The sequence below is a fragment of the Mesorhizobium sp. M7A.F.Ca.US.002.01.1.1 genome (assembly GCF_004022955.1).
GTDB classification, from domain to species: domain Bacteria; phylum Pseudomonadota; class Alphaproteobacteria; order Rhizobiales; family Rhizobiaceae; genus Mesorhizobium; species Mesorhizobium ciceri.
Map to the genome: position 1 here is coordinate 1 of NZ_RZQE01001012.1, position 651 is coordinate 651.

The following is a 651-nucleotide window of genomic DNA, read 5'->3' on the forward strand; positions in this document are numbered from 1 at the left end:
GTGGTGATCGGCACGGTGACGCTGGCCATCGGCTTCTACGTCGCCAACGCGCTGGCGCCGCTGTTCACAAGTGCTGCCGTCGCATCGGGCTTCAAGCTGCCGGCGGATGCGCTGCAGATCACCTCGGTGGTCGACGGCTTCCTGTGGGTGCCTTACGTGGTCATCGAGGCGATCCAGGGGCTTGGACTTGTCGGCATCATCGTGATCGCGGTGGTCATCGCGGCATTGTTTGTCCTCTACCGCCGCAATCCGCTCGGCTGGGAGCGGGCCGCGGGCGCCGAAGACGAGCCGGCGGAAGAGACGGCCTGAACCTGATAGGGTCCACCCTTCAAACCGATCGTACGCCCTCCTCGGGGCGCCCGATTTCATCGACGGAGCCCGATCGTGCGCCCTCCTCGGGGCGCACGATTTCATCGACGGAGCAAAGAATGTCCGACGGCCTCATGCAGCTTCTGGATCCCGACGCGATCGTGCTCGGATCCGATGCCTCGACCAATGAGGAGATCATCCGCATCCTGGCGGGCCGGCTGGAGAGACTTGGCTATGTCAAAAGCTCCTATGCCGACGCGGTCGTGCGCCGCGAATTGACCATCCCGACCGGACTGCCGCTGGAACGCTCCGACAATGTCGCAGTGCCGCACACCGATCCGG

At 64.7% G+C, this 651-nt stretch carries 1 protein-coding gene and 1 pseudogene; both read left to right on the top strand.

What is annotated here, in order from left to right:
* A pseudogene (locus EN932_RS37425) lies at positions 1-309 on the top strand (PTS sugar transporter subunit IIC); the annotation flags it as partial.
* A gap of 119 nt (positions 310-428) precedes the next feature.
* Positions 429-651: PTS sugar transporter subunit IIA (locus tag EN932_RS37430; protein WP_164890914.1), on the top strand; the 223-nt coding region annotated here is incomplete at its 3' end.